Annotated in this window: 27 protein-coding genes; 13 read left to right on the top strand and 14 right to left on the bottom strand. The window is 67.2% G+C overall.

Annotated elements, in window-relative coordinates; genetic code table 11:
- Positions 1 to 8 precede the first annotated feature (8 nt).
- Entirely contained in the window at positions 9 to 908 is a 900-nt protein-coding gene (gene argB, locus H8F26_RS00405; protein WP_231605375.1) for an acetylglutamate kinase, read from the bottom strand.
- A 143-nt stretch (positions 909 to 1051) separates the two neighbouring features.
- Positions 1052 to 1618 carry a DUF2854 domain-containing protein gene (locus H8F26_RS00400; protein WP_197156693.1) on the bottom strand — a complete coding sequence of 189 codons (567 nt, stop codon included), beginning with the start codon at positions 1616 to 1618 and terminating at the stop codon, positions 1052 to 1054.
- Positions 1619 to 1675: 57 nt separating this feature from the next.
- On the opposite strand from H8F26_RS00400, the gene H8F26_RS00395 reads away from it, so the two are divergent.
- Positions 1676 to 1954: a hypothetical protein gene (locus H8F26_RS00395; protein WP_197159375.1), complete on the top strand. Its 279-nt coding sequence runs from the start codon at positions 1676 to 1678 to the stop codon at positions 1952 to 1954.
- Between the two features lie 33 nt (positions 1955 to 1987).
- Here the strand turns inward: H8F26_RS00395 and H8F26_RS00390 are convergent, their stop codons facing one another.
- Positions 1988 to 2518: a single-stranded DNA-binding protein gene (locus tag H8F26_RS00390; RefSeq protein WP_197156691.1), complete on the bottom strand. Its 531-nt coding sequence runs from the start codon at positions 2516 to 2518 to the stop codon at positions 1988 to 1990.
- Between the two features lie 31 nt (positions 2519 to 2549).
- On the opposite strand from H8F26_RS00390, the gene H8F26_RS00385 reads away from it, so the two are divergent.
- Together H8F26_RS00385 and cutA are read left to right on the top strand one after the other, a co-directional pair.
- Positions 2550 to 3419 (top strand): precorrin-6A/cobalt-precorrin-6A reductase, encoded by an 870-nt coding sequence (locus H8F26_RS00385; RefSeq protein ID WP_197156689.1) that lies wholly within the window; start codon positions 2550 to 2552, stop codon positions 3417 to 3419.
- A gap of 34 nt (positions 3420 to 3453) precedes the next feature.
- Positions 3454 to 3957 carry a divalent-cation tolerance protein CutA gene (gene cutA / locus H8F26_RS00380; protein WP_370594654.1) on the top strand — a complete coding sequence of 168 codons (504 nt, stop codon included), beginning with the start codon at positions 3454 to 3456 and terminating at the stop codon, positions 3955 to 3957.
- Here the strand turns inward: cutA and H8F26_RS00375 are convergent.
- From H8F26_RS00375 to H8F26_RS00360, 4 genes are all read right to left on the bottom strand, one after another.
- Positions 3926 to 4918: an adenosine kinase gene (locus tag H8F26_RS00375; RefSeq protein ID WP_197156687.1), complete on the bottom strand. Its 993-nt coding sequence runs from the start codon at positions 4916 to 4918 to the stop codon at positions 3926 to 3928. The genes cutA and H8F26_RS00375 overlap by 32 nt on opposite strands.
- Before the next feature lie 9 nt (positions 4919 to 4927).
- Positions 4928 to 6241, bottom strand: a complete 1314-nt coding sequence (locus tag H8F26_RS00370) for an adenylosuccinate synthase (protein ID WP_197156685.1) — start codon at positions 6239 to 6241, stop codon at positions 4928 to 4930.
- Positions 6242 to 6521: 280 nt separating this feature from the next.
- Entirely contained in the window at positions 6522 to 6944 is a 423-nt protein-coding gene (gene psb27, locus H8F26_RS00365) for a photosystem II protein Psb27 (RefSeq protein WP_197156683.1), read from the bottom strand.
- A 56-nt stretch (positions 6945 to 7000) separates the two neighbouring features.
- Positions 7001 to 8824: a proline--tRNA ligase gene (locus H8F26_RS00360; protein ID WP_197156681.1), complete on the bottom strand. Its 1824-nt coding sequence runs from the start codon at positions 8822 to 8824 to the stop codon at positions 7001 to 7003.
- Positions 8825 to 9260: 436 nt separating this feature from the next.
- Between H8F26_RS00360 and H8F26_RS00355 the strand changes: the two genes are divergently transcribed.
- Together H8F26_RS00355 and H8F26_RS00350 are read left to right on the top strand one after the other, a co-directional pair.
- A complete protein-coding gene (locus H8F26_RS00355) occupies positions 9261 to 9656 on the top strand; it encodes a hypothetical protein (RefSeq protein WP_197158870.1) in 396 nt (131 codons plus the stop codon).
- A 630-nt stretch (positions 9657 to 10286) separates the two neighbouring features.
- Positions 10287 to 10835, top strand: coding sequence for an inorganic diphosphatase (locus tag H8F26_RS00350; RefSeq protein ID WP_197156679.1), 549 nt, complete (start codon positions 10287 to 10289; stop codon positions 10833 to 10835).
- Positions 10836 to 10864: 29 nt separating this feature from the next.
- Here H8F26_RS00350 and H8F26_RS00345 read toward each other — a convergent pair whose 3' ends face one another.
- Entirely contained in the window at positions 10865 to 11575 is a 711-nt protein-coding gene (locus H8F26_RS00345; RefSeq protein WP_197156678.1) for a class I SAM-dependent methyltransferase, read from the bottom strand.
- Positions 11576 to 11716: 141 nt separating this feature from the next.
- Between H8F26_RS00345 and H8F26_RS00340 the strand changes: the two genes are divergently transcribed.
- Entirely contained in the window at positions 11717 to 12079 is a 363-nt protein-coding gene (locus tag H8F26_RS00340) for a 2Fe-2S iron-sulfur cluster-binding protein (protein ID WP_197156676.1), read from the top strand.
- Complete coding sequence (locus H8F26_RS00335) at positions 12076 to 12435, top strand: Spx/MgsR family RNA polymerase-binding regulatory protein (protein ID WP_197156674.1); 360 nt, start codon at positions 12076 to 12078, stop codon at positions 12433 to 12435. Before H8F26_RS00340 ends, H8F26_RS00335 begins: the two co-directional genes overlap by 4 nt.
- Before the next feature lie 60 nt (positions 12436 to 12495).
- Here H8F26_RS00335 and H8F26_RS00330 read toward each other — a convergent pair whose 3' ends face one another.
- Entirely contained in the window at positions 12496 to 14103 is a 1608-nt protein-coding gene (locus H8F26_RS00330; protein ID WP_231605374.1) for a hypothetical protein, read from the bottom strand.
- A gap of 61 nt (positions 14104 to 14164) precedes the next feature.
- On the opposite strand from H8F26_RS00330, the gene lepB reads away from it, so the two are divergent.
- A complete protein-coding gene (gene lepB, locus H8F26_RS00325; RefSeq protein ID WP_197156672.1) occupies positions 14165 to 14938 on the top strand; it encodes a signal peptidase I in 774 nt (257 codons plus the stop codon).
- On the opposite strand, the gene H8F26_RS00320 is transcribed toward lepB, so the two are convergent.
- Entirely contained in the window at positions 14904 to 16172 is a 1269-nt protein-coding gene (locus H8F26_RS00320; protein ID WP_197156670.1) for a dihydroorotase, read from the bottom strand. The two genes, lepB and H8F26_RS00320, sit on opposite strands and share 35 nt — an antisense overlap.
- Before the next feature lie 8 nt (positions 16173 to 16180).
- The gene (locus tag H8F26_RS00315; protein WP_231605373.1) at positions 16181 to 17521 is read right to left on the bottom strand and encodes a histidine phosphatase family protein; all 1341 of its coding nucleotides are present in this window, start codon (positions 17519 to 17521) and stop codon (positions 16181 to 16183) included.
- 106 nt (positions 17522 to 17627) lie between these two features.
- Here H8F26_RS00315 and H8F26_RS00310 point away from each other — a divergent pair, with 106 nt between their 5' ends.
- From H8F26_RS00310 to H8F26_RS00290, 5 genes are all read left to right on the top strand, one after another.
- Positions 17628 to 19100: a CPBP family intramembrane glutamic endopeptidase gene (locus H8F26_RS00310; RefSeq protein WP_197156666.1), complete on the top strand. Its 1473-nt coding sequence runs from the start codon at positions 17628 to 17630 to the stop codon at positions 19098 to 19100.
- A 177-nt stretch (positions 19101 to 19277) separates the two neighbouring features.
- Positions 19278 to 19643, top strand: a complete 366-nt coding sequence (locus H8F26_RS00305) for a hypothetical protein (protein WP_231597990.1) — start codon at positions 19278 to 19280, stop codon at positions 19641 to 19643.
- Positions 19644 to 19683: 40 nt separating this feature from the next.
- Positions 19684 to 21495: a penicillin-binding protein 2 gene (locus H8F26_RS00300; RefSeq protein ID WP_197156663.1), complete on the top strand. Its 1812-nt coding sequence runs from the start codon at positions 19684 to 19686 to the stop codon at positions 21493 to 21495.
- Positions 21496 to 21595: 100 nt separating this feature from the next.
- Positions 21596 to 22765, top strand: coding sequence for a transaldolase (locus H8F26_RS00295; protein ID WP_197156661.1), 1170 nt, complete (start codon positions 21596 to 21598; stop codon positions 22763 to 22765).
- 107 nt (positions 22766 to 22872) lie between these two features.
- Positions 22873 to 23250 (top strand): Crp/Fnr family transcriptional regulator, encoded by a 378-nt coding sequence (locus H8F26_RS00290; RefSeq protein WP_197156659.1) that lies wholly within the window; start codon positions 22873 to 22875, stop codon positions 23248 to 23250.
- A 99-nt stretch (positions 23251 to 23349) separates the two neighbouring features.
- On the opposite strand, the gene H8F26_RS00285 is transcribed toward H8F26_RS00290, so the two are convergent.
- The 3 genes from H8F26_RS00285 to pyrH all read right to left on the bottom strand — a co-directional run bounded on the left by H8F26_RS00285 (position 23350) and on the right by pyrH (position 25861).
- Entirely contained in the window at positions 23350 to 24507 is a 1158-nt protein-coding gene (locus H8F26_RS00285; protein WP_197156657.1) for a geranylgeranyl reductase family protein, read from the bottom strand.
- 11 nt (positions 24508 to 24518) lie between these two features.
- Positions 24519 to 25058 (bottom strand): ribosome recycling factor, encoded by a 540-nt coding sequence (gene frr, locus H8F26_RS00280; protein ID WP_197156655.1) that lies wholly within the window; start codon positions 25056 to 25058, stop codon positions 24519 to 24521.
- 89 nt (positions 25059 to 25147) lie between these two features.
- A complete protein-coding gene (gene pyrH / locus H8F26_RS00275; protein WP_197156653.1) occupies positions 25148 to 25861 on the bottom strand; it encodes a UMP kinase in 714 nt (237 codons plus the stop codon).
- Between the last annotated feature and the right edge of the window lie 118 nt (positions 25862 to 25979).

Below are 25979 nucleotides of genomic sequence, written 5' to 3'. Positions count from 1 at the left end.
CGGTGTCGTCAGTCGTTCTGCAGGGTGCGGGAGCTGCCCACCACCATGGTGCCGATGCCGGAGTTGGTGAACACCTCCAGCAGCAGGGCGTGGGGGACACGGCCATCGACGATGTGGGCGGCGGCGACCCCCTGGGCCAGGGCGCGGATGCAGCACTCGGTCTTGGGGGTCATGCCCCCCTCGACGATTCCCTCGGCGATCAGGGCCCGCGCCTCGGAGAGGGTGAGCTGGCGCAGCAGCGAGGCCGGGTCGTGCCGGTCCCGCAGAATGCCCGGCGTGTCGGTGAGCAGAATCAGTTTTTCAGCCTGGAGTGAGGCGGCCAGCTCCCCGGCCACGGTGTCGGCATTGATGTTGTGGGCCCGGCCAGCGGAATCGGGGGCCACGCTGGAGATCACCGGTACATAGCCGTTGTCGAGCAGCGGCCGGAGCACGGCGGGATGGACAGCAGCCACATCACCCACCAGGCCGTGATCACCGTCGCCGTAGGGACGGGCCCGCACCAGGGATCCATCGCTGCCGGAGAGGCCCACCGCCCGCACCCCCACCTGGTTGAGGCCATTCACGATCTGCTTGTTGACCCGTCCAACGAGCACCATCTCCACCACGTCCATGGTGGCGGCGTCGGTAACCCTGAGGCCATCGCGGAACTGGGGCTCGATCGCCAGGCGCCCGAGCCACTGGTTGATCTCCGGGCCGCCGCCGTGCACCACCACCGGCTGAACGCCGACGGAGGCCAGCAGGGCCAGATCGCGGAACACGGCATCGCGCAGCTCCTCCTGCACCATGGCGGCGCCGCCGTACTTGACCACGATGCGCCGTCCGGCGAAGCGCTGGATGTAAGGCAGCGCCTCACTGAGAACCGACACCCGCAGGGTGTCCTGATGGCTGATCGAGGGTTCGGTGCTCAACGGTCTGGAGGAAAGGGTGGGGAGAGAGTGGGGGGACGCGGTCCGTCGACGCGGCTTCGGTTGGCGTTGGGCGTTGGACCTCGGGCCTCGAGTCATGTACCCCTTGGTCGTGGCGTGGCCAGCGGCCCGGTCAGGACTGGACGTCAGACGTTGGGGGTGGTTTCTGGGGTGGCAGCGGCCGGCAGGAGGCTGAGCTGGATCTGATCGCCGCCCAGCCGGCTCAGCTCTGCCTGCAGGCCCGGCCCGAAGAAGCGGCCCAGCCGGTCCTGGCGTGCTTCCCACTGGTCATAGGGCACGGCACCGGTGCTGAAGCGCAGCCGCAGGCCGTAGCCGCCGTTCTGCTCGAGCTCGGCGATGCTGAGCAGCTGGGGAGGGGCATCGTCGTCCCAGAGCTTGAGGGCTTCGAGGGAACTTTCCAGGTGTGCTTTCTGGCCGTAGCGCCAGCGGGTCACGTCGCCCAGCAACTTGCGCAGCGGCTCGTTGGCCTCCTGCTGGCGCAGTGCCTTGTACTGACTGGCTGGGGTCAGGCGCTGGGCAGGGGGCAGCTCCGACGACTTCAGGGCCAGCCCACCCAGTAGGACGGGCACCCCGTAAAACACCCCGGCCAGGCTGAGGTTGGGGCTGTCCGTGGCGTAGGCGATCGAGCCGATCACCGTGAGGGCGGCGCCGGCGATCGTCACCAGGCTGCCGGGGGATGTGAGCGCTTGCATGTCGCCATCCTCCTGCAGGGGGTAGCAGGATGGCGATGGACTCCATCCCGCTCTGCCGTGACCGCTCCGAACGCCGCTGCCGCCAGCGCCGCTGATGTCAGCGCCGACGCCGCTGCGGGAACCGCAGCGGCGGTTGGCGATCCAGGTATTGCCGATCCGAGTACCCCTGGGATGAGCACCGCCGACCTGATCAGCCAGCTGCAGGCCGACCGGCTCTGGCTTCTGCGCCAGATCGATGCCGGCCTCTGGCCCCAGTGGCGGCTGGATCTGGCCGCTCTGGAGCGGGAACTCGGCCAGCTCCTTGATCAGGCCGGCGAGCGATTCCCCCAGAGCTGATCGTTGGGCGGACGATTGCTGGGCTGGCCTGATTCAGAAGGGGATGTCGTCGTCGTCCGGCAGGTCTGGCACCAGGGGAGAGGTGTTCCAGGTGGGTGGCGGTGGAGTGGCGGCGGCGGCCGCGGTGCGGGCCTCCGGCCCACCAGCCGTGCGGCGTTGGGGCGCCGCCGCCGCTGGCCGTTGGCCGCCAGCCATCCCAGGGCCCGCTGCTGGGGCCATGCCAGCGCCGCCCAGTGCCGGTCCGCCAGAGCTGCTGCCGTCCGGTCCGATCGGGTGCAGCCGCGAAAGGGTGAATTCCGCCCGCTTCTCCTTGACCCCATCGGGTCGGCTCACGGTGTTGATCCGCAGTCGACCTTCCAGCACCAGCCGCTGGCCCACCTGGACCCGGTTCTGCAGATCCTGGGCGAGGTTGCCCCAGCCCACCACCTTCAGCTGCCCCGGCGGATCATCGGGCCGCAGGCCATCGAGCCGCACCGCCATCTCCGCAATCGGGGTCTGGTTGTCCTGGGTGTAGCGGATCTGGGGAGCCTCCAGCACCTCCACTTCAAGCAAACAGTGATTCACGCCCCGCCGGCCGGTTGATCACCCCATCCTGATGCACCGCTCAAGCCCTGTCGCTGCTCCTGTGGCTCAGGATCGTCTCTGGTTGGTTGCCGGCACGGGCGAAGGGCCGCCGCTGGCGGCCGCTCTGCTGCAACGCGGCTGGCGGGTGCAGGTGAATGTGGTCACGGCCGCGGCCGTGCGCGCCTATGCCCCCCATCCCGCCCTGGAGATTGGGGTGGGCGCCCTCGGGCCGCAGGGTGTGGCGCAGGTGTTGCAGGAGGCCCAGCGGAAGGGGCGCCCCTTCCGCTGGGTCGTGGATGCCAGCCATCCCTTTGCGGTGCGGATCTCAGACGAGCTGCAAAGGGCCTGCGCTGCCCTGGAGCAGCCCCTGCTGCGCCTGCTGCGGGCCGACCCTGCGCGGGAGCCTGCACTGGCGCCGGCGACGGGCAGTGGTGCACCATGGCCGACCATGCCAAAGCCGTCCTCTCCAGAGCCTTTGCTGCTGGAGGGGGTGTCTGCCCTCGAGGGGTGCGGTCCCTGGCAGGGCCGACGGCTGCTGCTGGCGATCGGCTCGCGGCAGTTACCCGAGGCGCTGGCCTCCAGTGAAGGAGCGCGCCACTTCGCCCGGGTGCTGCCGGCTCCCAGTGCCCTGGCCTTGGCCCTGGCGGCCGGCTTGCCCCCCGAGAGGATCGCCTGTCTGCGGCCCGCCGTCGGTGCCGCGGTGGAACGGGCCCTGTGTCGCCGCTGGGCGATCAGTCACGTGCTCTGCCGCCAGTCCGGCGGGCGCACCGAAACCCTCTGGCGAACGCTGGCGGCGGATCTCGGACTGCACTTGCTGTTGCTGCGCGCTCCACAGGAACCACATGCGCGCCAGGGCCTCGCCTGGGCGGCTTTGCTGGAGCGGATCGGCTGGCCCGCTTGAGCCGCTCCAGCATGGGCAGCATCTGAAGCCCCCCATGCCCGCCATGGAGTCCAGCAAAACCGGTTGCCCCCAGGCAGCCGCCATGCAACAGGCGGATCCTCCGCCGGCCGCCATGCCGCAGGCTGGCCATCTGCCGGCCGAGGGTCCCCAGCCTGAACCCAGCGCGGATGGCTCCGCCGGCCCCGCTTCCCTGGTGCTGGCCCTCACCACGGAGGCCGATGTCGAGAGGGCCCAGGCCCTGGCTCGTGTCTTGGTGGAACGGCGGCTGGTGGCCTGTGTCGCCCTGACGCCGCTCCGTTCGATCTACCGCTGGCAGGGGGCGATCGAAACCGCTGAGGAGGTGCAGCTGCTGCTCAAGACCCATGCCTCCCGCCTGGTCGACCTGGAGAGCGCCGTGCGGGCCCTGCACAGCTACGACACGCCCGAGTGGATCCACTGGCCCGTGGCGGCCAGTGCCGCCTACGGGCGGTGGCTGGCCGAGAGCTGCGGGCTTGGCGAAGCTCCACTCAACCCAGGTGGGACGCCACCAGGTCCTTGAGTGAGCCCTGGGGGCGCGGACCCAGCTGGGTCACCACCGCACCGGCACAGAGCGATCCGAGCCGTCCGCAGCGCTCCAGGCTCTCGCCGCGGGTGTAGCCGTACAGGAAGCCGGCGGCGTAGAGGTCCCCGGCTCCGGTTGTATCGATCAGGTTGCCCAGCACCACCGGTTCCACCTGGATCGTGGTGTCGCCGCTGAGGATCAGGGAGCCCTGTTCACTGCGGGTCAGGGCCGCCACCTTGCAGCGGCCCCGCACCTGATCGGCGGCCTCCTCGAAGCTGTTGGCCCGGTAGAGGGCCGTGATCTCCATCTCGTTGGCGAACAGCAGATCGACGTGACCATCAACCAGCTCGAGAAAGCTGTCGCGGTGCCGTTCCACGCAGAAGGCATCGGAGAGGCTCAGGGCCACCTCGCCGCCAGTGGCGCGGATGGCTTCGGCCGCGGCCAGAAAGGCGCGCTTGGCCTCTTCGCTGTCCCAGAGGTAGCCCTCCAGGTAAAGCAGCCTGGCCTGGCTCACCAGGGTGAGGTCGAGGTCGGTGGGATCAAGCCCCACGGATGCCCCCAGATAGGTGCACATGGTGCGCTGGGCATCGGGGGTGACCAGGATCAGGCAGCGGGCCGTGGAGGGGCCGCTGCGGGCTGCGGGGGTGTCGAAATGAGCGCCCACCGAGCGGATGTCGTGGCTGAAGATCGCTCCGAGCTGGTCATCCCGCACCCGGCCGATGAAGCCGGCTCGGCCGCCCAGCTGGGCGATGCCGGCCAGGGTGTTGGCGGCGGAGCCGCCGGAGGTCTCCAGGCCAGGCCCGACACTGGCGTAGAGCTGCTCGGCCTGCTGCTCATCGATCAGGGCCATGGTGCCCTTGGTGAGGCCATGGTCGCCGAGAAAGCGGTCGTCGGCCTGCACCAGCACGTCCACGATGGCGTTGCCGATGCCCACCACGTCGAAGGATTTGGTCGTCATGGCGATACCTCAGACGTTCAGGAGGGCGCGCTTGGGACCGTGGATCGGATCCTCGACCACGATCGTCTGATCCCGGCTGGCGCCGAGCGACACGATGGCGATCGGTACCTCCATCAGTTCGGCGAGAAAGCGGAGGTACGCCATCGCGGTGCCGGGCAGATCGTCGAGGCTGCGGCAGTCGGCGGTTGAGGTCTGCCAGCCGGGCAGGGTCTCGTAGATCGGTTTGCAGCGGGCGAAGGCTTCGGAGCTGCTGGGGAAATGGACGATGCGCTCGCCGTCGAGTTCGTAGGCGACGCACACCTGGATCTCGTCGAGCTCATCGAGCACGTCCAGCTTGGTGATCGCCAGGCAGTCGAGCCCGTTCACCTGTACGGCGTAGCGACCGATCACGCCGTCGAACCAGCCGCAGCGGCGGCGGCGGCCGGTGGTGGTGCCGTACTCGCCGCCACGATCGCAGAGGTGGTCGTTGAGGCTGCCCTCCAGTTCGGTGGGGAAGGGGCCTTCGCCGACGCGGGTGGTGTAGGCCTTGGCCACGCCGATCACCCGGTCGATCAGGGTGGGACCCACGCCGGCTCCGATGCAGGCCCCACCGCTCACCGGGTTGGAGGAGGTGACGTAGGGGTAGGTGCCATGGTCCAGGTCGAGCAGGGTTCCCTGGGCGCCCTCGAACAGGATGTTCTTGCGGGCCCGGGCCGCTTCATGGATGGTGCGGGTGCACTCCACCACGTGGGGGGCGAGGCGCTGGCCGTAGCCCACGTATTCGGCCACCACCGCCTCGAAATCGAGCGGTTCGAGGCCGTAGAGCTTCTGGAGGATCTCGTTCTTCTCGGCCAGGGGGCCGGCGAGCCGGTCGCGCAACCGGGTCTCATCGAGCAGATCGATCACCCGGATGCCGTTGCGTTCGGCCTTGTCCGCATAGGTGGGGCCGATGCCGCGGCCGGTGGTGCCGATGCGGCGATCGCCGCGCCGCTGTTCCATCGCCTGATCCAGCAGGCGGTGGTAAGGCATGGTCACATGGGCGGTGGACGCCAGCTGCAGGCCGCTCACATCGATGCCCAGGCCGAGCAGCATGTCGAGCTCGACCAGCATCACCTTGGGATCCACCACCGTGCCTGAGCCGATCAGGCAGGTGGTGTCGGCATAGAGAATTCCGGAGGGAATCAGGTGCAGCTTCAGCACCCGACCATCCACCACGATCGTGTGGCCGGCGTTGACGCCTCCCTGGTAGCGCACCACCACATCGGCGGAGCGGCTCAGCAGATCCGTGATCTTTCCCTTCCCCTCGTCACCCCACTGCGCACCGATGACGACAACGTTGGCCAAGGAAGAACACAGCGGCCCGAAGCCGCTTCAAAGCACAATCCGAAAGCCTCTCAGATCAGGTGGCTTTTCGTCAAAATCCCTGGGTCGACCTCCCTGGTGAGCCGGTTTCCATCCCTCCCTTTCGCCAACAGATTTTTTCGGGCCTGACTTCGCAGGCCGCCGCCATGAATCCTGCGACCCGCAGACAGAAAAAGCTGCCCAGACTGGAACGGCGTGTGCTCGTCGTTGGATTGACGCCGTCCTGGGGGGCAGCTCGACGGGCTGAGCGAGGACAGGGGGATCAGGTGCCTCGCACAACGTTGCGTTCGGCCTTCTGCAGCTCTTTCTCCAGCCGCTCCCTCAGGGCATCGGGCAGGGGCCGATTGGCGTAATTGGTGTAGTGGCCGGCCAGGGAGTTGAGCGCCGTCTGCATGGTGGTGAACGAGCTCAGGCCATTGACACTGCTCTGGGGCCGGTAGCGGGCCATGTAGCTGTTGATCAGGGCCCGGGCCTCGGTCTCGGCGGCGGCGTGTCCAGGATCGTCCTGCGGGATCGCGATCGTGGTCAGGAGGTTCTGCGCCACGGCCATGGTGTCGTCCACATAGTTGCCGCTCAGGCCCGAGGAGGCTCCACTGCAGGCCGTGAGCCCGAGCGCCAGGCACAGACCCAGAGCCACCAGCACAGCACGCAACCGGTGCTGGACGCGTTGCCAGAAGGCAGCCATGGGGAATGGGCAAAGGGTTGGGGAATCCTAGGGATTGGGCATCGCCAGGCCAGCGCTCAGCCCTGGGCCGGGTTGCGCAGACCCTGGCGGCCCGCCTGGATCCGGGGCAGCAGTTCGGCCAGGAGTTCGTCGGCGCTGAGATCTCGCTTGTTGCCGCCGGCGCGTTCCACCAGCTCCACCTGGCCGTCAGCGGCGCCGCGGCCCACCACTACGCGCCAGGGGATGCCGATCAGGTCCGCATCCTTGAACTTGACGCCGGCGCGCTCGTTGCGGTCATCCAGCAGCACCTCCAGGCCCGCCTCCTGCAGCTCGCCATACAGCCGCTCAGCCAGGGTCACCTGCTGGCTGTCCTGGCTGCTTGCCACCACCACGATCACCTCGAAGGGCGCGATCGAGACGGGCCAGCAGATGCCGTTGCGGTCGTGGTTCTGTTCCACCGCGGCCTGGGCCAGCCTCGAGACCCCGATGCCGTAGCACCCCATCCACAGGGCCTCGTCGGCTCCGCTCTCGGCGGTGAAACGGGCGTCGAGGGCCTCGGAATACTTGCGGCCCAGCTGGAAGATGTGGCCCACTTCGATGCCTCGGGCCGCCTCCAGTTCCTGGCTCGGGTCGTGCTGGCAGCGGTCGCCAGGCTGGGCGGCGCGCAGATCCAGGGACTCCGGACAGGGGTTGGATGGCCCCCAGCGAGCACCGACGCGGTGGGTGTCGAGGCGGTTGGCCCCGCAGACGAAGCGTTGCAGAGAGGCGGCGGTTCCGTCGGCGAGCCGCAGGAAGCGCGGGGTCCAGTCCCGGGCTCCAGACAGAACCGCATCGCTCAGATCCGGGCCGAGGGAGCCGAAGGGAAGGGGCGCCAGTCCCTGGCGCTCCAGCTGATCGGCCGTGAGCGGGGCCAGCTCGAGCAGGCTGCCCCGTTCCGCACCCAGGCGGGCCTGAACGGCATTGGCCAGCTTGACCTCGTTGAGTTGCTGGTCTCCTCGCAGGCTCACCACCAGGGGCTGGTCAGCGCCATCGGCGAAGCGAGCCAGCAGCAGCAGCACCTTGACGATCTGGCTCGGATCGAAGCCATGCCCGCTGCACAGCTGTTCGATCGTCGTCTGCCCCGGCGTGCTCAGCTCCTGGCAGGGCTGGTCCGTGAGCGCCACCGCTTCGGGTGCCAGGGAGACGGCCCGCTCCTGATTGGCGGCGTAGCGGCCGTCGGGGCTGGTGAGGATCAGGTCTTCGCCGGCCTCGGCGGTCACCATGAATTCCTGGCTGGCCGAGCCGCCGATGGCGCCGCTGTCGGCTTCCACCGCCACGGTCCGCAGCCCGCATCGGCTGAAGATGCGGCGGTAGGCCTGATCCATCGCTGCGTAGGTGTCCCTGAGGCAGGCTTCGCTGGCGTGGAAGGAATAGGCATCCTTCATGATGAATTCGCGCCCCCGCATCAGGCCGAAGCGGGGGCGGATCTCATCGCGGAACTTGGTCTGGATCTGGTAGAGGTTCACCGGCAGCTGCCGGTAGGAGCGCAGCAGCTCTGCCGCCAGCGCGGTGATCACCTCTTCATGGGTGGGGCCGAGGCCCAGCTCGCGGCCCTGGCGATCCTCCAGGTGGAACATGATTCCCTCGCCGGCGGTATAGCCGGCCCAGCGACCACTTCTCTCCCAGAGATCAGCAGGCTGGAGCTGGGGCAGCAGTGTCTCGAGGGCCCCGGTGGCGTCCAGCTCCTCACGCACGATCGTCGCAACCTTGCGCAGCACCCGCCAGAGCAGGGGGAGATAGGCGTAGATGCCCGAGGCGATGCGGCGGATGTATCCGGCCCGCAACAGCAGCTTGTGCGAGGCAATCTCAGCTTCTGCCGGATCGTCCCGGAGCGTCACCAGCATCAGGCGGGAGACGCGCATCGTTGTGGGGCAGTGGGTTTGGGAAATTACCACTGCCCAGGGCCTGACTGATGGTCGAAGAATCCTGCAAGGGTGAGCGGGACGGTTGCTGAAGGGGCCTGATCCCACGGCGGAGCCCCTGGCACACCTGGAAAGCTCTGCTAGCGTCTGGCGCGTTTCCCACCTGTCTAACTGTCGTCTCATGCCACCCTTCCCAGGAACAAACGGTGGAGCGGGAGGGCTTGCTTCGAGCGCTGCGGCGCCTGTTTCGGCGGTGGCCAGCGGTTTCACCGGTCTGGCACCGGGCCTGCGCAGTGCCCCTGCTGCAACTCCCCCTTCTCCGCCCCGAGGGGTGGGTTATGGGGCAGTGGCTCCATCTGGATATGTTCCGGCCGCGTCCGGGCCTGATCGCCCCGCCAGCGAACAGGAGCCGCCTGCCGCAGGGGCCGCTGCAGCGATTACCCCGGAGGGACTGATCGGCATTGATGAGGTCCAGAAGGCGCTCAACCGTTCAAGGGCTTCGGTCTATCGCTACACCAACACCGATCCGCGCAACCTCAATCCCCCCTTCAATCCACGCAAGCTCAATCCCGAGTACCGAAGCGACCAGAAGGATCCGCTGCTGTTCCATCCCCATGAGGTGGCTCGCTTCGCCCGGGATGTCCTGAGGATCAAGGAGGTGACCGTGGAGGTGCTCAACTCGCCGTCGACCGCGACCCAGCAGCTGCTCACATCGATTCTCGATGAGCTGCGCGCGATCCGCAGCCGTCTCGATGCGTTCGAGGAGGGCTCAGCCCCCCTGCCTGCGCCTGCCCACCGCGACAGCTTTGATCAGGCGCGACCGGCAGCCTGAGGAATCGCCAGCGATCCGTCATCGTCGACATCTGCCGTAGTGACATCCGCAGAGCCAGAAGCTGCACTGGCTCAATCGGCGGACTCAAATGAGGCGCTTGAGTTGTTGCCAAACTGGATGCATCGCTTGCCTGCAGGGAGACGTAAGATTCCTGTTCCTTCTTTCATCCCCGTCTTCAGGACCCCTCAGGCCGTTCGTCCCTTCCTGTGCTCCAGCTGCTGCGGCTCCTCATTCCCTCCTTAGGGCAGTGCCATGAGTTCCGCAGCTGAGCCGTCGCCGCAGGTAGGGCCCTTCAGGTCAGTTGCCCCTCCGGCCGCGGCTGACTTGCTCGTGGGTTCCGCTTTTTCATGGACCATCCTCCTCCTGCCACCGCCTCACTGATCGGGGCCTTGCTCCAGACCACTCCTGAAGATCAGAAGCAAGACGGTCTCGATACCGGTCAGGAATCCCTTGAGGAGCCCCCCAGTCCGGGGCTGATCCAGCTCTCTCTCTCTCCCATTCTGGGCTTCACCATCGCCCTTGCCACCGTTCTCGTGCCCCTCGGTAGCGTGATGGCTCAACGGCCCACCTGGCTGCCTTCCGCCGCGGCTCCAGGGCCTGCCGTGACAATCCCCCTGCGCGAGACGGGCCATGGATCTCAGCAAACTGGCGGCCTGTCCGGCACCAGGACTGGTCAATCTGATCGTTGAGATCCCGGCCGGCAGTCGCAACAAATATGAGTACAACGCGGAGGCCGGCATCATGGCCCTCGACCGGGTGCTGCACTCTTCGGTGCGCTACCCCTTCGACTATGGCTTCGTCCCCAACACCCTTGCGGAGGATGGCGCTCCGCTCGATGCCATGGTGATCATGGAAGAGCCAACCTTTGCCGGTTGTTTGATCACTGCGCGCCCGATCGGCATCCTCGACATGATCGACTGTGGTGCCAACGACGGCAAGTTGCTCTGCGTGCCGGCTGCCGATGCGCGTCAGGTTGGCGTGCGCAGTATCCGCCAGATCTCACCGAATCAGCTGGAGGATGTGGCTGAATTCTTCCGCACTTACAAAAGTATCGAGGGCCGCAAAACCACCATCACCGGCTGGCTGGATGTGGTGGAAGTACCCGCTCTGCTGCAGCGTTGTATGGAAGCTGCCCAGCTTGCCAACACCCCCATCTCGGTTCCATCCCTGGATCCCTGAGAGCGGGTGGGGGCTGTATCACGACTTCCTCAACGTGCTCGCTGCAGCAGGAAGCCTTCGTAGTTGAGAGCCTGAAAGATCCGGGCAGGATCACTGAATCCCGCCGCGTTCACCAGGGCGCCGAGCCGGGCCAGGCCGATCGGGTGGGTCTGCTCCGTGAGAGGCGCCAGCTCCTCGGCGGCGGCATCAAGGCCGCTGGCCTCCTGGAAGCCGATCCAGGCAGCCTCGACCTGCTTCCGCAAGGGGGAACGCTCCGGCTGCATCCGATCCACCAGCACCAGCTGACCGCCCGGCTGCAGGCTGCGGCAGAGGGCGCTGAGGAAGGCCAGCTTGCTGCCGTCATCAGGGAGCGACTGCAACACCAGCACCGAAAGGGCGCCGGCAAAGCGTCCCTGCGACGCCTCGTCCTCGGCAAGTGCTTCAACCGTGCTCTGGCGCCAGTCGATCCTGCCGCCGCCTAAGAGCCGGCCCCGGGCGATGGCCAGCATCTCGGCGGAGGGATCGGTGGCGGTGAGGCTCCAATCGGGTCGCTGAGCCTGGGCTTCGAGCAGTTCGGAACCCGTACCGCAGCCGGCCACAAGGATGGCAGCTCCCTCACGGCTGGCCAAGGGCGAGGCTGCCAGCAGGGCCACGGCCAGGCGGGCCAGGCTGGCGTAACCCGGGATCAGCCGCTGGACCACCCGCTCGTAACCGTCATTATCGGCCGGGTGGCTGGTGTCGCTCTGGCGTTCCTCGACCACGGCTGGTGCGGATTGGAGGGTGAGCCGCGATGCTACGGGCGCTTTGCCTCCTCAACACTCCGTTTCAGGCGGGCCGTAACTGCAGGGGATGCTGCGGTGGGTGCCCTAAGTTGGGCGGCGCCCATTCCCCCCGGATCGACCGTGCCCACCATCCGTTTTGAACGCGAAGGCCAGCAGGTCGGTTGCATCGAAGGAGCCAATCTTCGTAAGGCAGCCTTGGATGCGGGCATCAACCCTTACAAGGGCCTCAACAACGTCAACAATTGCGGCGGCCTTGGCCAGTGCGGCACCTGCGTGGTCGAGGTGCTCGAGGGCCAGCGCAATCTCTCCCCCCGCAGTGATGTCGAGGAGGTGTACCTGGCTGATCGTCCGGCGAACTACCGCCTCAGCTGCCGCACGGCCGTCAACGGGGACGTGACCGTCCGTACCCGCCCTGATGCAGGCGTGGGCAAGGGCTCCAACAGCCTGGTGGGTGCACTCAAGGCTCTGGTCGGCAAGAAGTGAGCGGCTGGCGTCTCTACGCCTATGCCCAGTGCTCCACCTGCCGCAAGGCCCAGCAGTGGCTGGCCAGCCAGGGCCTCAAGCCTGAGCTGCTGGACATCACCCTCACCCCTCCCACACGCCTGGAACTGGCGGCGGCGCTGGAGCAGCTCGGTCGCCGTCGCCTGTTCAACACCAGTGGGCAGAGCTATCGGGCTCTCGGTGCAGCGGCTGTCAAGGCCATGGATGATGAGGCTGCCCTTGATGCCCTGGAAGCGGATGGCAAGCTGATCAAGCGGCCCTTCCTGGTGCGCGGCGACGGGCGGATCCTGACCGGCTTCTCGCTTGAAGAGTGGCAGACCTTCTGTCTGGATGCCTGAGGCTCAGGCTCCCTGTGGTTCAGGCTCTGTCGTGGACATGGGCAGGCAGCCATCCAGTCGTCACCGTCCTCCGCGCTTCGGATTCTGCCCCTGTCTGCCTGTGTCGCCTGGATCAGTCTCAACGCCTCCTGCTCCTTGAATGGTTCCGTCATGGCCAGCCAGTGAGGATGGCAGGGTGATTTCTTCGAGCTCCTCGATGAGGGCCTCGATGCTGGCTCGGTTGATCTGGCCGAGGTAGGTCCGCTTCAGCTGCTCCAGCAGCGAGCAGAGCAGCGCCTGGGATCGCAGCAGTGCCTCCCCATTTTCGAGGGCGGAGGCCAGTTCTTCCCAGAAGCGGTCGATGAAGCGCTGCAGCAGCTCCAGCTGTAGATCATCCCGGCGCTGCAGACGCTCGCCGGTGCCTCGGGAGACGTCCAGCAGACTTTCCACCATGCCGTTGGCCAGCTGCCGGCTCAGTCCCTGCTCCATCTGCATCAGCAGCTGAATCCGCCGCAGCGGCCCCGGCACGATCGTGTTCTGCAGGCTCTGCTGCAGGGCATGCCCCAGAACTCCCTGGATCTCTGGCTCCAACCGGGGCGCCACCTGGTTGAGCAGCAGCGGTGCCCAGATGCGCACCAGCTCCACCAGTTCCTGTTCGTCGGGGCTGATCACGCTCTGGTGGCTGCGCAGGGCCCGAAGCCGCTCAGGCCACCGCCGCGAGCGCACAAGCTGCTGGATCCCGTCGACCAGCTGCAGGGACAGCACCTCAAACAGTTCCACCGCCAGCATCGCCACCACCCCGCGGCTGATCACTGCCCGCAGCGGCTCGATGTTGATCAGGCCGCTGGACTGCAGGCGTTCCACCACAGGCACCAGGCGCAGCCAGCGCCAGAAGGGCAGCAGCAAGGGCAGATCAATCCAGCGTCGCAGCAGCGCATCCCTCCAGCTCAGCCCGGGCAGTCGCCGCCGGATCCGCAGGCAGCGCAGGAGGATGTCCAGGGCGAAGACGCTCTGAAACAGCACCAGGTCGTAGAACCAGAAGTGGTCGGTGGGGCGGCCGTTTTCGTCGATCGACCGCCAATAGTTGGTGGCGACCAGGGGCAGGAGCTGCTCCCGCCAGAAGACCCGCTCCGTGGCCCAGGGGTGGCTGCTCAGCCAGGCCGGATCGAGCAGTTCGGCCGAGGCCTGTTTGGCCGAGGTCTCGTCGGCCCGCTGCCGCAGCAGATTCTTGATCTTCTCGAGTGTGCCGGAGGCGTTGGCGGCCAGGAAGGGATTGCTGTCGATCATCTGCTGCGTCAGCTTCACCTGCTTCGCCAGCAGCCGCCGCTGCTCAGCGCTGAAGCTGTCTGCTGGTGAGCTTCCCTTTGGGGATGCGCCGGTCTGCAGGGAGTGATCCAGGCGCTCGAACTGATCGAGGTAGGCCTGGGTTTCGCGGTGGGGTTCGATGCCCTTGATCGGATCCACCAGGGGGGTGAGATCCGGCAGAAAGGGCACCGGCACCCGCAGGGGCAGGGATTGCAGTGGATACAGATTGCGCTGCAGCCAGAAATTGCGCAGGGGGATGTAGGTGAGATCAAAGGCCACCCACAGAAGATTCACCGTTGCCCACAGGGCCACAAAGCGATCCCACGCCAGGGCGAGGGTGCTGCGGGGGCGTGGGACCTGAGCTTGCCAGCGGGGTCGTGCCATGAAGGGGCAGCGGGCCGATCTCTGCCTAATCTGCCTTCCTCGGGCCAAGCCGCCGCCGTCGATGAGTGCATTGAGCGATCCCCTACCCCATCCGCCCAACGACGATGACGTTCCTGGGGCGCGGCCCGATCCACCCGCTGTTCAGGATGAAACGCCCCATCCGCATGCGGCCGAGAACCCCTGGGCCTTCTGGCGCAGTGTGCTGATCACCCTGGCGGTGGCCCTGGGTATCCGCCAGTTTCTGATGGAGGCCCGGTACATCCCTTCCGGGTCGATGTTGCCGGGCCTGCAGATCCAGGATCGCCTGCTGGTGGAGAAGCTCTCCTACCGCAGCCGCGAACCACGTCGCGGCGAGATCGTGGTGTTCCATTCCCCCTATCACTTTGATCCGGTCCTGACCGGCGAGAGCTCCCCCAATCCACTCCGTTGCCTCCTGGTCAACCTGCCCTTCATCGGCACCCTGCCGGGCCTGCAGGTGCCGGCCTGCGATGCCTACATCAAGCGGGTGGTGGCTGTGCCGGGTGATCGGGTTGCGGTGGATCCCCGCGGTCAGGTGTTCATCGATGGCAAGAGGCTGAACGAGCCCTACGTGCACAACTACTGCCCCGTGGACAGCCAGGGCATCGGCCCCTGCCGCACCCTCAACATCGTGGTGCCGCCTGGCCACGTTCTGGTGCTGGGCGACAACCGCGCCAACAGCTGGGATGGTCGCTTCTGGCCCGGCGGCAACTTCCTGCCCCAGAAGGAGATCATCGGCCGGGCGTTCTGGCGCTTCTTCCCCTTTGATCAGATGGGCAGCCTCAGCCCATCAGGCACCAGTCCGCAGGATCCATGAGTCCGCTGGCCCGCACCCGTCCCACCAGGGGCTGCCCCCAATGCAACTGGTTGGCGGCCAGCGACCGGCAACTCCCACCGTCCCAGTTCCAGGACGCTGCAGGATCGAACAGAATCCAGCGGTCACTGGGGAGGATCAGGCTCTCGGGTTGTTCCCCCAGCAGGGCAGCCGGACCCCAGCAGAGCACCTGCCAGAGCTCCGCCACGGTCCAGCCCCTGCCCACGACCAGTTCTTGCCAGAGCAGGGACAGGGCCAGCCCATGGCCGGCCACGCCGGCGCGTCGCTGATCCACCGGCAGCAGCCGTTCCTCGGCATCAAGCGGCTGGTGTTGCACTGCCACCGCCGTGATCAATCCCTCCGCCAGGGCTGCGATCAGGGCCTCCCGATCGGCCGGATTGCCCAGGGAGGGGACCACCCGCCAGCCTTCATCACTTGGATCGAGACGGCCGCTGTCGGCCAGCAGGTGCCACCAGCTCACCGTCGCCGGCGGTGGCTGGCGATGGCGGCGCAGCTGCTCCACCGCTTCGCTGGTGGAGAGGTTCATCAGCACCAGTCGGGCTGAGGGATGGGCCTCGCCAAGGGCCAGTAAGGTCTGAAGGGGAAGGGTTTCGCTCACCACCGGATCCAGGGGCCAGCCGGCCCGCAGGCCCTCCACCCGTTCCCGAACAAACCCCTGACGCGTCAGCTGGGCCTCCCGCGGAGCCAGCAGCACCGGCCGTTCGGCCATCTCCGCCAGCCGAAAGCTGCTCTCCAGCAGCGCTAGGGGAGGCAGGTGGTCATCGCCGGCCAGGCCAAGGGCTCCGGTGGCCAGTTGATCGGCGTGGGGGGCCAGATCCTGATCGGCACCCTTGAGACTGAGGCTGCCCCAGAGGCGCAGGCGCAGGGGCTCTGGCCAGTGCAGCTTCAGGCGCTCGGGCCGGTCGCGCCAGTCGTGGGCACGCGGCAGCAGGGCCACGGTGCCATAGCCCCCAGTCACGGCTGCCGCAGCCAGGCTGCTCAGGGTTTCGGCGCGGCCGTCCCATGGATCTTCGAGAACGCTGTGGGGATCCACCAGGGGAGGCGCCAGCCAGCAGCCGCCAGCGTCGACACGCACAACGGGTGCCAGAGGCAGGAGACGGCGGGCCTCATCGCCCTCAGCCACCAGGCGACGGTCCTCGAGCAGCACGTCGGTGGTGCTGGGCTGCTGCTGCGGGCCTGGCAGCAGCGTCACTCCTTCCAGCAGATGGCGCACCATCGGCCGGATCAGAGGGCTCCCGCCGCGGTGCGGTCCAGGACCCCGCCGAGGTGGGCGGTCAGGTTGAGGCAGCTCACCACCGCTCCTGCCGCCACGCCGTGGGGATAGTCGATCACGGTCACACCACCGTTGCCCTGCTTGATCGCCCAGATGTCAGCCGGCCGGAGGCCCAGCAGGCCACAGAGGATCGTCTTGTTGACGGCGTCGTGGGCCACAACCAGGGCCGTTTCCTCGTGATCGAGGCTGGCGGCGATCACGTCCCAGGTGTGCAGGGAGCGATCCGACACGTGCTGGATCGTTTCCCCCTCCGGCATCAGCACCGTCTCCGGTGCCCGTTTCCAGTCAGCCAGCAGCTGCGGCCAGCGCTCAGCGATCTCGGCTTCGAGACAGCCCTCCCAGAGGCCATGGCCGATCTCCACCAGCCCGTCGGTGCTGGTGAGCGGCACACCGGGATGGTCTTCGAGAATCACCTCGGCGGTGCGACGCGGCCGTGACATCGAGCTGGTGTAGGCCCGCTGCAGGCTCTGATCCGCCAGGAAGGACCTGGCGGCCTGGGCCTGGGCCAGGCCATTGGCGTTCAAGGGAATATCGATCTGGCCCTGAAAACGCCCCTGGCGGTTCCAGTCGGTTTCGCCGTGGCGCACCAGCAGCAGCCTCGGTCCATCGCCCTTGGCCGGCAGGCCGCGGCCGAGATGAACCGTGCCGTTCAGCGACTCGATCTGGACCTCCGGATCGCTGGCCGAGCCGCTCAGGTTCAGCACCGACACCGAGGCGTTATCGAGGCGCAGTCGGCGGAACTCACGGGCGGGCAGGCCCAGCAGGGTGAGCAGCAGGCAGCGCAGGATGCCGTTATGGGCCACCACCAGCACCGTGCTCGTGCTGGCGCTGGTCACGGCCTCGGCGTGATCCCGAAGCAACCCGTTCAGCCAGTCCCGGGACTGGACCATCAGCTCCTCGAGGGGGCGGTAACAGCTGCCGTCGGGGCGGCTGAATTCCAGGGTCTCGGGCGCCTCCCGCCAGCGGCGTTCCTCCTCGGGAAAGGTCTGCCTCAGCTCGCTGCGCAGCAGGCCGGTCCAGGGGGTCAGATCAATTTCCAGCAGCCCGTCGTTCGCTGTGGCCTGCAGGGACGTGCCCTGCGCCTGCAGCAGCTCTCGGGCCGTGTCACGGGCCCGGCTGAGGGGGGAGCAGTAGGCGGCGGCGAGGGGCAGATCCCGAAGGGCCTCACCGGTGCGGCGGGCCTGCTCGTGGCCCTCGGCGGTGAGGCTGGAGAGATCGTCGCGTCCCTGAATGCGGTGCTCGGTGTTGAAGGTGCTCAGCCCGTGACGGACCAGAACCAACCGGAGGGACACGGAGCTGTGGCGCAGGTGCGGCCATCGTATGGGAGGGGTCGGGAGCCAGGTCGCGGGGGGTGTGCGGCCCCTGCAGACCAGAATCCCAGGGCCACCGGCGCACTGCATGGCTCCGTCCTCCGCAACCTGGAAGCCCGCCCTGGCGTTCCTCAGCCTGGCTCTGAGTGCCCTGGTCTGGTTCAACGGCCTGCTCGACAGCCTGCAGCGGCCGTCGGTGGCCACCGCCCTCGATCTGCGCCAGCTGGAGCTGGCTGCTCTGGCGGCGCCGGCGGTTCCCGCTCCGTTGCAGCCCCTGCTGGTGGGGGCCGATCCGCTGGAAGCGTTGCGGAGGGAGTTGCAACGCCTCGATGGCGACACGGCTGGACTGACCGCTCCGCAGCTGCGCCTGCAGTGGGCCCTGCTTGAGCGTGGCCGCGGCGACGACGCCCAGGCCCGGGCGTTGCTGCAGGATTTACGCGCAACCGCCGAGCTTCCCCCCTCCCGGCGCCCCCTGCTCGATGCCCTGCTGGGGTCTCCCTCCCCCTCCCGGCCCGGTGAGGAACCGGCGGCCAGCCCTTCGGCTCTGGCGGTCGCTGATCCCGCCCTGCTGGCCGCCCTGACGCCCGACGACCTGATCGCCACTCTGCTGGAGCCGTGGTCACCCTCGCCGCTGTTGCGGCGCCTGGGCTGCGAGCAGCTCAGCGCTGATGCCGAGGATCGGCCGCTGCGATGCCTGGAGGCGGGCCCTGCCCGTGGAGCCCTCTGGCGGCTGGTCGGCATCAACCTGCTGCCCGCTCTGCTGTTGCTGCTCGGACTGGCCCTGCTGGTGCGGCAGCTGTGGCTGGCCTGGCGTGGTCGCCAGGCGCCCCTTCCCCCCTTGCAGGGCCCCACCCTCTCCGGTGTGGATGTGACCCTGCTGATCGCCGGTGGTTTCGTGCTGCTGGGTGAAGTGCTCACCCCGCTGCTGCTCGGCCCGCTGCTCAGCTCCGCAGTGGCCGCACTCGGGGTGGACCTGGCTTTGGGCCAGGGGCTGCAGGTGCTCGGGCTCTATCTGGGGCTGATGGCCGCCCCCCTGACCCTGCTCGCTGTCCTGTTGGCTGGGTTGGGACCTGTACCGGAGGGTGGCTGGTTGCAGTGGCGCTGGCGGCCGCTCAGCCTCAGCCTCCGCTGGGCCGCCTCCCACCTGGTGATGGTGTTGCCGGTGGTGGCCCTGACCGGCTGGATCCTGCAGTGGATCTGGAGTGATCCAAGCGGCAGCAATCCTCTGCTGGAGCTGGTGCTCACCAGCGGCAACTCTGCGGCGCTGCTCTGTTTTGCCGCGACGGCCATGGTGCTGGCACCTCTGTTCGAGGAGACCCTGTTCCGAGGCGTGCTGCTGCCGGTCCTGGCGCGGCGTCTCGGTGGTACGGGAGGCGTGCTCGGCAGTGCGGCCCTCTTCGCCCTGGCCCACCTCAGCCTGGGCGAGCTGGCGCCCTTGTTTGTGCTGGGTCTGGGGCTGGGCTGGCTGCGGTTGCGCAGCGGCCGGCTCGGGGCCTGCGTCCTGATGCATGGCCTCTGGAATGCCCTCACCTTCTCCAACCTGCTGTTGCTTGGGGGCTGAGCCTGGAGCGGGCTGTGCTGTGCCGATTTGCGGATGGCGCCGCCACAGCTTGCGAGTGCCCCTGTTCAATGGTTCACTTGCGCAGATTCCATCCAGGCTTTGCTCGCCTCCCCCTCCTCCCCCAAACCCCTCCGGCGAGCCCCGATCCGGCGATCTCTGGAGCTGATCCAGGGATCAATGTCTCCGACCCGGATCGCACGCCGCTCCCCTTGGCTGGCGGGCCTTCACCGTGCAAGTGACGGAGCCTTGCTCGGTCTGGGTGTGGCCATGCTCGGCCTGAGTGCCCTCACTCTCTACTGGCAGGCCCACTGGGCCCGTAGCTATCAGGAACTGGAGACCTCTCAGGTGCTGGAGCATCGCCTCCAGGAAGCCACTGCTGTGCTGGAACAGCATCATCTCGGTGTGGCCAGGACTCCAGGCCTTGTCGAACCCACCAGCAGTGAGAAACTGGTCTATCTGCCAGCTCCCCAGGCAGAGGCTGGACGACGGGGCCTGCCACTCTTGGCCAGTATCCAGATCGATCGCATCCCGTCTGGTTACTGAACGTTCCGGCTCACCGGTCTCTGCAGCGTCGATCCCTCCCATGGCGGCATCCTCGACCGATCTCCGCCCCCGTCGCCGCCCCCCGGGTCGGGTGGTTGATCTGCATCCGATCTCCCCAGGCCGGTTGCTGTCCGTCTATCTGATCCTGGCTGTTGGCCTCACTGGTCTGGCGGCACGACTGGCCTGGCTGCAGGTGGTCGATTCGCCCCGGCTGCAGGCCAAAGCCCGGGCTATCCAGACCCATTCCCAGGTGCCGATCGGCAAGCGCCGCACCATCGTGGATCGCACCGGACGTCTGGTGGCCCTGGATGAGGAGCGCTACACCCTCTGGGCCCATCCCCGGTACTTCAACCTCCCGGGTGACGATCCCCAGAAGCTGAGGCCCCCAGCCGACGTGATCGAGCGCCTGGCTCCAGTGCTGGCCGTGCCTCCGGCCAGCCTGGAAGACCGTATCGGTGGCCGCCGCAGCGGAGTCAAGCTGGCCACCGATCTCGACCCTGACACGGCCGAGCGGGTCCGGGAACTGGGCATCAGCGGCCTGGATCTCGAGGCCTATCCACAGCGGCTCTATCCCCAGGGTTCCTTGTTCGCCAATGTGGTGGGCTTCCTCAACCTGGAGCGGGTGCCGCAGGCCGGCCTGGAGCAGAGCCGCGACCGGGATCTCAAGCGCCATGAGGCGGTGCTGCGCATGCGACGCGGCGCCGATGGCACCCCCCTGCCGGAGGGTCTGCAGGCTGGCGTGCTCTACGGCGACGATCTGCGCCTTCAGCTGACCCTTGATGCCCGCCTGCAACAGGTGGCCCAGCAGGCCCTCAGCAAGCAGGTCAAGCAGTGGAAGGCGAAGCGGGGGGTGGCCCTGGTGATGGATGTGCGCAACGGAGAGCTGCTGGCCCTTGCGTCCACGCCGACGTATGACCCCAACAAATTCTGGAAGTTCAACCCCGGTCTGTTCCGCGAGTGGTCGGTGCAGGATCTTTATGAACCGGGTTCCACGTTCAAGCCGATCAACCTGGCCCTGGCCCTGCAGGAGAAGGCGATCGATCCCAACGGACGGGTCAACGACAGCGGCTCCCTCACGATTGGCGGCTGGCCGATCTTCAATCACGACAAGCGGGCCAACGGGGTGATCGATTTCCCCACCGTGCTGCAGGTGTCGAGCAACGTGGGGATGGTCAATGCCATGGCGCTGGTGAAGCGTGATCGCTTCTGGCACTGGCTGCATACGCTCGGCATCGATGCGGTGCCAGACACCGACCTGCCTGGTGCGGTGGCCGGCCAGCTCAAGGATCGCCAGCAGTTCGTCTCCCATCCGATCGAACCGGCTGTGGCGTCCTTCGGTCAGGGGTTCTCGCTGACGCCCCTGAAGCTGCTGCAGATGCACGCCATGCTGGCCAATGGTGGCCGGCTGGTGAGTCCCCACATCACCCGGGGACTTCGTTCCGGTGATGCCTTGGCCAGCCCGGCGTCGCGCTCCGGCGTCCAACTCCTGGATCCGGCTGTGACCAAGGTCGTGCTGGGTTGGATGGAATCGGTGGTGGAGAAGGGCAGCGGCAAGGGCGCCAAGCTCGCCGCCTATCGCATCGGTGGCAAGACGGGCACGGCCCAGAAGGCCCGCAATGGCGTCTACATCCCGGGCGCCCGGATCTGCAGTTTTGTCGCGGTGCTGCCCATCGAGGATCCCCGCTTTGCCGTCCTGGTGGTGGTGGATGAACCCCAGGGCGCTAACGCCTATGGCTCCACCGTGGCCCTGCCGGTGTCGCGCCAGATCATGGAGGCCCTGCTGGTGCTGGAGAAGATCCCCCCCAGCAAGCCGGCCGCCGCCGCCGCGGCCACTGCCAGGCCCGCCGCCTGAGGTCCGTGGGATCGGGCTGATCAGGCCTGTGGCCATTCCCACAAGTGGCTCAGGCCGCTGCTAGGGGTCTGGCTAGCCTTCAGGGAGCGGACGATATCCGATGGCCAATCTCCTGGATCAACTCGCCGCCATGACGGTGGTGGTCGCCGACACCGGCGACATCGATGCGATTCGACAGTTCACACCGCGGGATGCCACCACCAACCCGTCGTTGATCCTGGCGGCGGCCCAGATTCCCACCTACCAGAACCTGATCGACCGCTCGCTGCAGGAATCGCGGGCAGTGATCGGCGCGGAGGCTCCGGCCGAGGAGGTGGTGAACGAAGCCCTCGACGAGATCTGCGTCACCTTCGGCAAGGAGATTCTGCAGATCGTGCCTGGTCGTGTCTCCACCGAGGTGGATGCCCGCCTCAGCTACGACACCGAGGCCACGGTGGCCAAGGCCCACAAACTGATCGGTCTCTACGAGCAGGCGGGGATTGGTCGCGAACGGGTGCTGATCAAGATCGCCTCCACCTGGGAGGGCATCCAGGCTGCTGAGCGGCTGGAGAAGGACGGCATCCACTGCAATCTCACGCTGCTGTTCGGCTTTGCCCAGGCTGTGGCAGCGGCTGAAGCCGGCGTCACGTTGATCTCTCCCTTCGTGGGGCGCATCCTGGATTGGTACAAGAAATCAACCGGTCGCGATCACTACCCCGGTGCCGAGGATCCCGGCGTGGTGTCGGTGACACGGATCTTCAATTACTTCAAGACCTACGGCTACCGCACCGAGGTGATGGGAGCCAGCTTCCGCAACCTGGACGAGATTCTTGAGCTGGCGGGGTGTGATCTGCTGACGATCTCACCGGCCCTGCTGGATCAGTTGCGCAGCACCGAGGCAGAGCTGCCCCGCAAGCTCAACGGCAGCGATCCGGCGCCGAGTGAGCCGCGCATCAGCCTGGATGAGGCGGGGTTCCGCGCCATGCTGGCGGAGGACCCCATGGCCTCCGAGAAGCTCGATGAGGGCATCCGCGGTTTCTCCAAGGCGATCGAAACTCTGGAGGCCCAGCTGGCCCACCGACTGGCGGTGCTGGAGGGCGGAGCTGCCTTCACCCATGCGGTGCAGGAGATTTTCCTGCTCAACGATCTTGATGGCGATGGCTGCATCACCCGTGAGGAGTGGCTCGGCAGCGATGCGGTGTTTGATGCCCTCGACACCGACAGCGATGGCCGGCTCGCCCCTGAGGATGTGCGCGGCGGTCTGGGAGCCGCGCTGGCCCTGAGTCGTTGAGGGAGTGAGTCACTCCTGCCGCGTCTCCAGTCGCCGGCCTTGAGGCACCGTTAACCCGATCGGGCCCGGCATCAGCGACACTGTGGAGTCACTTCTCCCTGCTTTCTGTGAACGCCCTGGATACGATGCGCGCCCTGGCCAGCACCGGCGAGGTGGTCTCCGTTCCCCAGGGTGAGCTGATCTTCCGCTCCGGCGAATCCGGCGACTGCATGTTCGGCGTTCTGGAGGGCACGGTCCAGCTCAGCTGGAATGGGGACACCGGCCACGAGCAGATCGAGGCCGGTGATGTGTTCGGGGCCGGCGCGCTCGTCACCCACGAACACCGCCGCTATGGCAATGCCCGTGCCCTCAGTCCCTGCAGGCTGCTGGTGATGAACCGGGAGAAGTTCCTGTTTGCGGTGCAGGAATCTCCCATGTTCGCCATTGAGCTGCTCGGCTCGATCGATCAGCGGCTGCGGCACCTCAAAGACTGCATCAAGCCCTGATCACGCCAGCTGGCCCGGCCATGGAGCCTGGCGCTGTCGAGGCTGTACGCCAGAGGCTCTCAAGTTCCTTCGGATGTGCTGCGCCGGGTCAGCTCTGTTTCAGCCCTGTTGCAGCAGCAACCTGCGGATCACCCGTTGGGCGATGTCGCCGTAGCCCATCGATCCTGAAAGGATCTGGGCGATGCGCTGCGGCGCGGTAGGGCGTTTGATCCCCAGCTGATAGCCCACCCGCGGGAAGCGGTAAAACACCTGGGCGATCCGCCGGCCCCAGGCCATCGACTCGCCCCAGTCGGCTCGCATCTGGCTGGTGTAGGCCCCGAGAGCCTTGGTGTCTCCCGCCAACCAGCGCTCCAGGCAGGCGGCGCCGCTGCTGCCGCTCATCAGGGCCGGTCGCAGCCCTTCCGCCAGGAATGGATCGCAGAGTGAGGCGGCATCTCCCACGGCGATCACTCCATCGCCATGCAGGCGGTGGTGGCCGTCCCAGACGCGCAGGGGAGCGCCACGGCGCTCACCGGCCGTGGCCGCATAGCCGAGGCTGGGCAGCATCCGCTCCAGCACGGCCGCATGGTCGGCCGGGTCCCGGCCGATGAAGGTACCCACCCCCAGGCTCATGCCCCCCTGGCGGGGGAAGGCCCAGCAGAAGCCGTGGTGCACCAGGCCGAACTCGAAATGGGCGGTGTCATCGTCATGGGCGCTGGCTTCGCCTGCCGGGGTTTGGGTGGTTCGATCCACCTCGGCGGCCAGGGTGGTGGCAAAGCGGGGCCGGGCCGGGCCCAGCCCCAGCGGTGCGCTGAAGGCGGAGGTGGAGCCATCGGCAATCACCAGGGCGTTTGCCCGTACCAGGCGGCCGTCGTCACTGCGCACCTGCCAGAGGGAGTCATGGCGGCTCACGTCGCTCGCGCTCCAGCGGCTCTCCAGGCTGCAGCCCGCCGCCACCGCCTGCTCGACCAGATATTGATCAAGCCGCTGGCGGCGCACGATCCAGAACGGCGCCTCTCCGGGGAGCTCGGCCGTGACAGGATCCTCCAGATTCCAGGTGAAGCGCACCCGGCGGATCACCCGGTCCACCGCCGGGCTGAGATCGAAGGGGAACCAGCGCTGCACCGATGCGGCCATGCCGCCGCCACAGGCCTTGGGCCGCGGCCAGCTCTGGCGCTCCAACAGCAGCACCCGGCGGCCGGCGTGGCTGAGATGGAAGGCAGCAGCGGCGCCGGCGGCGCCAGCCCCCAGCACGATCACCTCGGCATCACGCGTCAAAGGATCAGCCCTCAGACCTTGAGGATCTCAGCTTCCTTGGTGGTCAGATGCTTCTCCAGTTCGCTGATGAAGCGGTCGGTGAGCTTCTGCACCTTCTCCTGCTCGTCTCGGCTCTGATCCTCAGAGAACTCTCCCTCCTTCTCCAGTTTCTTGATCCGGTCAATGCCATCGCGGCGGATGTTGCGCAAGGCCACCTTGCCCTCCTCGGCGTATTTTGAGGCGAGCTTGCAGAATTCCTTGCGCCGATCCTCGGTCAGGGGTGGGATGTTGATGCGGATCGATTTGCCGTCGTTGTTGGGGGTTAGCCCCAGATCGCTCATGGCGATCGCCTTTTCGATCAGGCTGATCGAGCCGCTGTCGAAGGGCTGGATCTGGATCGTCTGTGAATCGGGGGTGGTGATCGTGGCGAGCGATTTCAGCGGAGTTTCAGCGCCGTAGTACTCCACACTGATCTTGTCGAGCAGGGAGGGGTTGGCCCGACCGGTGCGGATGGTGTTGAAGGTGCGCTGGGTGGCTTCCACCGACTTGCGCATGCTGGCTTCGAGATCCATGACGGGATGACGCAGAAGGGATGCAGTCGAAACGGCGCGAAGGTCACGCCACGGTGCTCAGCGCACGGTGATGCTCAGCACAACAGTGGTCAACGCGAGGGAACGATACGGGTTCCGATCGACTGGCCTGAAACGGCCCGCCCGATGTTGCCCGCACCAAACAGGTCAAACACCACGATCGGGATGGCATTGTCCTTGCACAGCGCGATCGCGGTGCTGTCCATCACTTCCAGTTCGCCGCTGAGCACGTCCAGGAAGGTGAGCGTGTCGTAGCGCACCGCGTCAGGGTGCTTGGCCGGATCCATGTCGTAGACGCCGTCCACCTTGGTGGCTTTGAACACCACATCGGCATTGATTTCCGCCGCCCGCAGGGCGGCGGTGGTGTCGGTGGTGAAGAAGGGATTGCCGCAGCCGGCCCCGAAGATCACCACCCGGCCCTTTTCGAGGTGTCGGATGGCACGGCGACGGATGTAGGGCTCCGCCACCTCCTGCATCGAAATGGCGCTCTGCACCCGGGTCGGGATGCCGGCCTGCTCGAGGCCATCCTGCAGGGTGATGGCATTCATCACGGTGGCGAGCATGCCCACGTAGTCGGCGGTGGCCCGGTCCATGCCGGCGGCGGAACCTTTAAGGCCCCGGAAGATGTTGCCGCCGCCCACCACAATGGCCAGCTCCGTGCCGCTGGCCACCACCTCGGCCACATCCCTGGCGATCGACTGAACGATGGCGGGATCGATGCCATAACCCTGGTCGCCCATCAGCGCCTCGCCGCTGAGCTTCAGGAGGACGCGCTTGTAGGCCATCGACATCCACAATCGCCCGCACCGTAGCAACCATGCCAACCCCGATCCAAGGAAGGCTTGAGTGTGGTGCTGGTTCCATGCGGCCCCAGAGGTCCTCGGCTCCGTCCTTCGCCCCGTG

Origin of the sequence: Synechococcus sp. CBW1006 (assembly GCF_015840525.1) — a bacterium.
Taxonomy (GTDB): Bacteria; Cyanobacteriota; Cyanobacteriia; order PCC-6307; family Cyanobiaceae; genus CBW1002.
The sequence above is the reverse complement of the archived record's forward strand: the minus strand, read 5'-3'. Positions and strand labels throughout refer to the sequence as shown.